At 69.9% G+C, this 7,234-nt stretch carries 6 protein-coding genes; 1 reads left to right on the top strand and 5 read right to left on the bottom strand.

Annotated features, from left to right (window positions below; genetic code table 11):
- Positions 1–1,117: hypothetical protein (locus K6I33_RS28670; protein ID WP_229357448.1), on the top strand; the 1,117-nt coding region annotated here is incomplete at its 5' end.
- 80 nt (positions 1,118–1,197) lie between these two features.
- On the opposite strand, the gene K6I33_RS28665 is transcribed toward K6I33_RS28670, so the two are convergent.
- The 5 genes from K6I33_RS28665 to K6I33_RS28645 all read right to left on the bottom strand — a co-directional run.
- Positions 1,198–2,136, bottom strand: coding sequence for a VCBS repeat-containing protein (locus tag K6I33_RS28665; protein WP_229357447.1), 939 nt, complete (start codon positions 2,134–2,136; stop codon positions 1,198–1,200).
- Positions 2,137–2,272: 136 nt separating this feature from the next.
- Positions 2,273–3,169: an FG-GAP-like repeat-containing protein gene (locus K6I33_RS28660; RefSeq protein ID WP_229357446.1), complete on the bottom strand. Its 897-nt coding sequence runs from the start codon at positions 3,167–3,169 to the stop codon at positions 2,273–2,275.
- A 146-nt stretch (positions 3,170–3,315) separates the two neighbouring features.
- Entirely contained in the window at positions 3,316–4,290 is a 975-nt protein-coding gene (locus tag K6I33_RS28655) for a VCBS repeat-containing protein (protein ID WP_229357445.1), read from the bottom strand.
- A gap of 193 nt (positions 4,291–4,483) precedes the next feature.
- Positions 4,484–5,377: a VCBS repeat-containing protein gene (locus tag K6I33_RS28650; protein WP_229357444.1), complete on the bottom strand. Its 894-nt coding sequence runs from the start codon at positions 5,375–5,377 to the stop codon at positions 4,484–4,486.
- Between the two features lie 125 nt (positions 5,378–5,502).
- On the bottom strand, positions 5,503–7,234 hold a 1,732-nt coding region (locus tag K6I33_RS28645; protein ID WP_229357443.1), incomplete at its 5' end, for a GH92 family glycosyl hydrolase.

Genomic DNA, 7,234 nt, shown 5'->3' with positions numbered 1-7,234 from the left:
CCCCGGCCCCGAGCCCGCCACGGCCCGGATCGCCGCCGACCTCTCGGAGGAGACGGGCCGGCGGTTCACCGAGGAACACATCGTCTTCCTCATCGACAAGAAACTCGCCCCGCTCGGCATCACCACCTACAGCGACGGCTCCCCGCCGCCCCCGACCACGAAGAGCGACCCGTTCCTCGCCTTCCGCTTCCGGCTGGCCGTGCTGCCGGAGCATGTCACCTGGTTCCTCTCCGGCCTCTTCGCCTGGCTGTTCCGCCCGGCGGTGGTCGTCCTCGGGCTCTGCGCGTTCGTGGCGGGCGAGGCATGGCTGTGGACGACCCAGGACACGGGCGCCGCGCTGCGGGACGTCCTCGCCTCACCGGCCGACGTCCTGCTCGTCGTCCTCCTGGCGATCGCCTCGTGCGCGTTCCACGAACTGGGCCACGGCGCGGCCTGCCGCTACGGCGGCGTCCGGCCCGGCGCGATGGGCTGCGGCATCTACCTGGTGTGGCCCGCCTTCTACACGGACATCACCAACTCCTACCGGCTCGGCCGCGCGGGCCGCATCCGCGCCGACCTCGGCGGCGTCTACTTCAACGCCGTCTTCGTCCTGGGCCTGGGCACGCTGTACGCGGCCACCGGCTTCCAGCCGCTGCTCGTCGCGATCCTCTCCGTCCACCTGGAGATGATCCAGCAACTGCTGCCCACGCTCCGGTTCGACGGCTACTACATCGTCGCCGACCTCATCGGTATCCCCGACCTGTTCAAGTACATCGCTCCCATCCTGCGGCGGGTGTTCCTCCGCCGCCCGCAGGACGACCGGCTGCGGGCCCTGAAGCGCTGGCCGCAGGTCGTCGTCGCGGTGTGGGTGCTCTTCCTGGTGCCGGTGCTCTCCCTGCAACTCGGCCTGGTGCTGGTCAACTTGCCGGAGCTGCTGGTGGCGGACTGGCGGACGATCGCGTCACTGATGCAGCACGCGGGCGCGGCGGGTGCGTCCGGCGACCAGGTCCTGGCCATGGTCGCCGCGTGCCTTCAAGCGGTGCTGTTCGTCCTGCCGTTGGCGGGGCTGGCGCTGGTGGTGGGGCGGCCGGTACGGGCGCTGGTGCGGCTGGCGTGGCGGCGGCCGGGGCGTTCTTGACGGCTGGGCCTGACGGCTGGGCGCCGGGCCTGCGTGAGGCGGGTGGCCTCACGCAGGCGGGCTGGTGCCGAGAAGCGGGATCAGAAGAAGTTGTTGTACTGGTCCCAACCGCCGCCGATGCGCACGCGGTTCTCGAACGGGTCGTTCTGGTTGCCGTTGCCCTTGTAGAGCCACAGAACGCCGGACTTGTCGCGGGCCAGCAGGTCGCTGCGGCCGTCGAGGTTCACGTCACCGGATGAGACGAGGAAGTTGTAGGTGTCCCAGCCGCCGCCGATCTTCACACGGCTCGCGAAGGGGTCCTTGTAGTCGCCGGTGCCCTTGTAGAACCACAGCACGCCGGACTTGTCCCGCGCGACCATGTCGGCCTTGCCGTCGTCGTTGAAGTCGCCGCGGCCGACGATGTCGGTGTACTGGTCCCAGCCGCCGCCCACGCGGTAACGGTCGGTCAGGCTGCCGTCCGGCTTCTGGAGGTAGAGCCAGAGGACACCGGCCTTGTCACGGGCGAGGAGGTCGGGCTCGTTCGCGCCGCCGAGGTTGCCGGGGGAGAGGATGCGGTCGTAGATGTTCCAGCCGCCGCCGATCTCCTTCGGGGGCGTGTCCTTCTTGGTGTCGCCGTACCAGAGCTTGCCGTCGATCGTCCGGAAGTAGATGTGCTCCTGGAGACCGTCCTGGTTCTGGTCGATCTGCACCGTCGAGGTGATGGCCAGCCAGTTGTCGGTGACCTTCTTGCGGTCCTTGAAACCGCCGCGGCCGTCCGGGACGTACTGGAAGAGCTCACCGGAGCTCTTGGACGCCATCAGCGGGAAGACCGGGGAATCGCCACGGGACTCGCCGTTGCCCGACCGGGTCACCGTGGGGGCCTGGGCGACGTCCGTGGCCGCCCGCTGTGCCGCGGCGGCGGGGGTGGTGCCGTCGGCGAACGCGGTGCCGGCGGTGGTGCCGAGCAGGGTGACGGCTATCGCCGTCGTGGCGAGGCGGGACAGCGCCCGCCCGCGCTTGCGGCCGGAAGAAGAGGCCACTTGTACTCCTGTGGTGAGAGAAAGACGCGGTGCCCTGGCTGGGCACCGCGAGATCACCCGGATCATTCCACAGGATCTTCACACGGGTGGGGCCGCACGCCCTCTACGACGGTGTGCGGCCCGGCCGTTCCCGGGATCAGAAGAAGTTGTTGTACTGGCCCCAGCCGCCGCCGATCCTCACGCGGCCGGCGAAGGGGTCGGTCTGGTTGCCGTTGCCCTTGTAGAACCACAGCACACCGGTCTTGTCGCGGGCGAGCATGTCGCTGCGACCGTCGCCGTCCAGGTCACCGGTGGAGAACAGCGTGTCGTACGTGTTCCAGCCGCTGCCGACCTTGACCCGGCCGGCGAAGGGGTCGCTGGTGTTGCCGGTGCCCTTGTAGAACCAGAGGACGCCGTTCTTGTCCTTGGCGACGATGTCGGCCTTGCCGTCACCGTTGAGGTCGCCGCGGCCCACGATGTCCGTGAACTGGTCCCAGCCGGCACCGACACGGACGCGGTCGCCGAGCGTGCCGTCCTGACGGGCCGTGTAGATCCACAGCACGCCCGACTTGTCACGGGCGAGGAGGTCCGACTCGGTCGAGCCGCCGAGGTTGCCCGGGGACAGGAGGCGGTCGTAGATGTTCCAGCCGCCGCCGATCCGCTTGGGCTCCTGCTCCGGCTTCGCCGCCTCCTCGTCGGTCTCGGGCACGACGCTGTACCCCAGCGTGCCGTCGACCGCGCGGAAGTAGAGACCGTCCGTGAGGCCGTTGCGGTTGTGGTCGACCTGCACGGACGCGGTCACGTTCCGCGAGTCGGTGTCGGCCAGGAGCTCACGGTCGCCGAAGCCACCGCGTCCGTTGGGCTCGTAGGTGTAGACCTCGCCGGTCGCCTTGGTCGCGAACAGACCGAAGACGGGGGCGGCGGCGCTCGGCTGCGGGGCGGCCTGCGCCTGGGCGAGAGTGCCGGCGGTGGCGCCGAGCAGAGTGACGGCTATCGCCGTCGTCGCGAGACGGGACAGCGCCCGTCCGCGCTTGCGGCCGGAAAGAAGGGCCACGTGGTTCTCCTATGGGCAATGAGAAAGACGCGGTGTTCCCCGTGGGGTGACACCGCGAGACACCCGGATCGTGCCAGAGGCCCCCGCCTCGGCTTGAGGCGGGGGCTGGATCCACGTGGGTGCAACGGCGCGAGGCCGCTACGGGATCAGAACATCAGGGAGAATTTGTCCCAGCCCGGACCGATCTTCGTACGGTTGTCGAAGGGGTCGGTCTGGTTGCCGTTGCCCTTGTAGAGCCACAGGACGCCCGACTTGTCGCGGGCCAGCAGGTCGCTGCGACCGTCGTGGTCGAGGTCGCCGATGCCCACGAGCTTGTCGAACATGTTCCAGCCGCCGCCGACCTTGACACGGCTCTCGAACGGGTCCTTGTAATTGCCGGTGCCCTTGTAGAACCAGAGGTCGCCGTTCTTGTCCTTGGCGACGATGTCGGCCTTGCCGTCGCCGTTGAGGTCGCCGCGGCCGGTGATGTCGGTGTACTGGTCCCAGCCGCCGCCGACGCGGTAGCGGTCGGTCAGGGTGCCGTCGGGACGGGCGAGGTAGAGCCAGAGGACGCCGGACTTGTCACGGGCGAGGAGGTCCGACTCGCCGGCGCCGCCGACGTCACCGGGGGAGAAGACGCGGTCGTAGGCGTTCCAGCCGCCGCCGATCATCTTGTTGCCGGCCTCGCCGGTGTACTCCAGCTGGCCGTCGGCGTGCCGGACGTACCAGCCGTCGCTCTCGCCGTTGCGGTCGTGGTCGACCTGGGTGGCCTCCGTGAAGTTCTGCCAGCCGGAGTCGAGGAACCAGGCGTCCTTGAAGCCGCCGTTGCCGTTGGCCATGTACAGGTACACGAGGCCGTCGCGGTCGGCCGCGTAGAGGTCGAACTGGGGGGCGGCGGCCGTGCCCTTGTCGTCGGCGGTGGCGGCACGCAGCAGCCCGGCGCGCGGCTTGGGGGCCTTCTTGGCGGCCTGAGGCGCCTTCTTGGCCTGCTCGGCCTTCTGAAGCGCCTTGGCGGCGGAGGGGCCTGCCGGGCCGTCGGCGGAGGCGGTCGTGGAAGCGGCGCCGACCAGCGCGGTGGCTATCGCCGCGGTGACGAGGCCGGACAGCACACGTCCACGCTTACGGCCGGAGAGATTGCCCATGTACTTCTCCCTTGAAGGTGATTCAGGGGCGACGCCCGGAGCATCGCGATGCCTTGATCATTGCCTCAAGGTTCACGTACATCAACTGACTTTTCGGGAGTTGAGCATCACATCTGGGGCACCTGGGGCCGCGCTCGTCACAAACGCGGCCCCAGGTGTCACGGCTCCCGCGCGGCGCGGGTGTGAAGCGGGATCAGAACAGGTTGTTGTACTGGTCCCAGCCGCCGCCGATCCTCACGCGGTTCTCGAAGGGGTCGGTCTGGCCGTCGTTGCCCTTGTAGAGCCACAGGACGCCGGACTTGTCGCGGGCGAGCAGGTCGCTGCGGCCGTCGCCGTCGACGTCGCCCGTGCTCACGAGCTTGTCGTACTGGTTCCAGCCGCCGCCGATCCTGACGCGGTCGGAGAGGGGGGCGTGGGACTCGCCGGTGCCCTTGTAGTACCAGAGGTCGCCGTTGCGGTCCTTGGCGACGATGTCGGCTCTGCCGTCGCCGTTGAGGCTGCCCTTGCCGACGATGTCGGTGTACTGGTCCCAGCCGGGCCCGACGCGGTAGGGGTTCTCCAGGGTGGCGTCGTAGCGGGCGTTGTAGAGCCACAGCACGCCCGACTTGTCGCGGGCGAGGATTTCGGACTCGAGCGAGCCGCCGAGGTCGCCGGGGGACAGGACGCGGTCGTATTTGTCCCAGCCGGGGCCGATCACCTTGTCGCCGCGGACGCCGCGGTACAGCAGCCGGCCGTCGTTCGCCTGGTGGTACCAGCCGTCCATCTCGCCGTTGTGGTCGTGGTCGACGGTCGCGGTGTCCGTGACACGCGGCGACGAACCGTAGAAGCCGGATTCCTCGCGGTCCTCGAAACCGCCCCGGCCGTTCGGCCGGTACTTGAAGATGTCCTGGATGTCCTTGGCGTCCTGGGCCTGCTGGGTCGCGAACAGCGGGAACCGGGGGGCGCCGGCCGAGGGCGCCACGGACTTCGGAGCGGTGTCGGCGGCGGCGGTTCCGGCGGTGAGGCCGACCACGGCGGTGGCGATCGCGGTGGCGCGTGCCAGGCCCGACAGCGCGCGCCCGCGCTTGCGGCCGGTGAAAATGCTCATTTTGTGCCCCCCATGGCTGAATGTCAGAGTGCTGCATCCCGTGACGGGTCGCAGCGGTATCTCCTTGATCTTCCTATGGGATCTAGGGATTTCCAGGCTGTTTTCGGACATGAGGGACGTGCCCCTCACGAGGAGCCCGGTGACCCCAGCAGCTCCACCTCCGCCAGCGTGGCCTCCTGGCCGCTCGTCACCTCCAGGCGCCAGTGGCGGTACGCCGCCGGGGTGCGGAGGGCGAAGACGCGGGTCTGGCGGTCCCAGGTGAAGGTTTCGGCGGTGCGGCGGTCGACCTCGGTCCAGGTCGTGCCGTCGGTCGAGCCGCGGAGCACCCAGCCGGTCGGGGCCTTGGCGCGGTCGGCTGAGGTGAGGGTGTAGGACGTCACCCGGGAGTCCGCCGATGCGTCGAACGTGGCGGTGGTGAAGGACGCCGACGTGCGGGACGTGTCGTCGGTGAGGGCCGAGCCGTCGTGGGTGGTGACATCGGTCAGCGGGGCCGGCACCTTGTCGTCGCGCGTCAGGGACGTCGGGCCCGCGTCCGGGCCGGTGGCCCAGCGGGACGGGCGGGGGCCCATGGCGAAGTCCAGGGTGCCGCCCTTCGCGAGCAGGGCGTGGGGGAGGGCGGTGCTGTGCCACGCGCGGCCGTTGACGCGCAGGCCCTGGACGTAGATGTTGCGGGCGCTGCCCCGCGCGGCGCGGATCACCAGGTCGCGGCCGCTCTCCAGGTGGACGGTGGCCTTGGTGAAGAGGGGCGAGCCGATCGCGTACTCGCCCTGGCCCATCACGAGCGGGTAGAAGCCGAGGGCGCTGAAGACGTACCAGGCGGACATCTCGCCGTTGTCCTCGTCGCCGGGGTAGCCCTGGCCGATTTCGCTGCCGAGGTAGAGGCGGGAGAGGATCTCGCGGACCTTCTCCTGGGTCTTCCAGGGCTGCCCGGCCGCGTCGTACATGTAGGCGATGTGGTGCGAGGGCTGGTTGCTGTGGCCGTACATGCCCATGCGGACGTCGCGGGCCTCGGTCATCTCGTGGATGACGCCGCCGTACGAGCCGGCGAACTCGGGGGCGCCCGTCTCGGGGGTGGCGAAGTAGGTGTCGAGCTTCTGGGCCAGGCCCGCGCGGCCGCCGTGGAGGTTGGCCAGGCCACGGGTGTCCTGGGGGGCGGTGAAGGCGAAGTTCCAGCCGTTGGTCTCGGTGTAGTCGTTGCCCCAGACCCGCGGGTCGTAGGAGGCGGGGGGCAGGCGCCAGGCGCCGTTCGCGTCGCGGCCCTGGAAGAAGCCGACGCGGGGGTCGAAGAGCTTGACGTAGTCGCGGGCGCGGTTGAGGAAGTAGTCGGACTCCTCGCGGTAGCGCTCCTTGTGGGTCTTCTCGAACAGGGCGCGGGCCATCCGGCCCAGGCCGAAGTCGTTGAGGTAGCCCTCGAGCGCCCAGGACAGGCCCTCGCGGGTCCTCGTGCTGGTGTAGCCGAGGAAGACGGAGGTCTCCATGCCCTTGCGGCCGGTGCCGGGGCTGTCCGGGGCGACGGTGGCGTTCTTCAGCGCGGCCGCGTACGCCGCCTCGGCGTCGAAGGGGACGCCCTTGACGTAGGCGTCGGCGAAGGCCACGTCGGAGCTGGTGCCGGTCATCAGGTCGGCGTAGCCGGGGGAGGACCAGCGGGAGATCCAGCCGCCGTCCTTGTACTGCTGGACGAAGCCGTCGATCAGTCTGCCGGCCTGGCGGGGCGTCAGCAGGGAGTACGCGGGCCAGCTGGTGCGGTAGGTGTCCCAGAAGCCGTTGTTGACGTAGACCTCGCCGTCGACGATCCGGGCGCCGGTCGTGGTCGGGGTGTTCTCGCCGGCGGGCGGGGAGAAGGGGCTGGCGTATCGC

Origin of the sequence: Streptomyces sp. UNOB3_S3 (assembly GCF_020740895.1) — a bacterium.
In the GTDB taxonomy this organism is placed as follows: Bacteria; Actinomycetota; Actinomycetes; order Streptomycetales; family Streptomycetaceae; genus Streptomyces.
The sequence above is the reverse complement of the archived record's forward strand: the minus strand, read 5'-3'. Positions and strand labels throughout refer to the sequence as shown.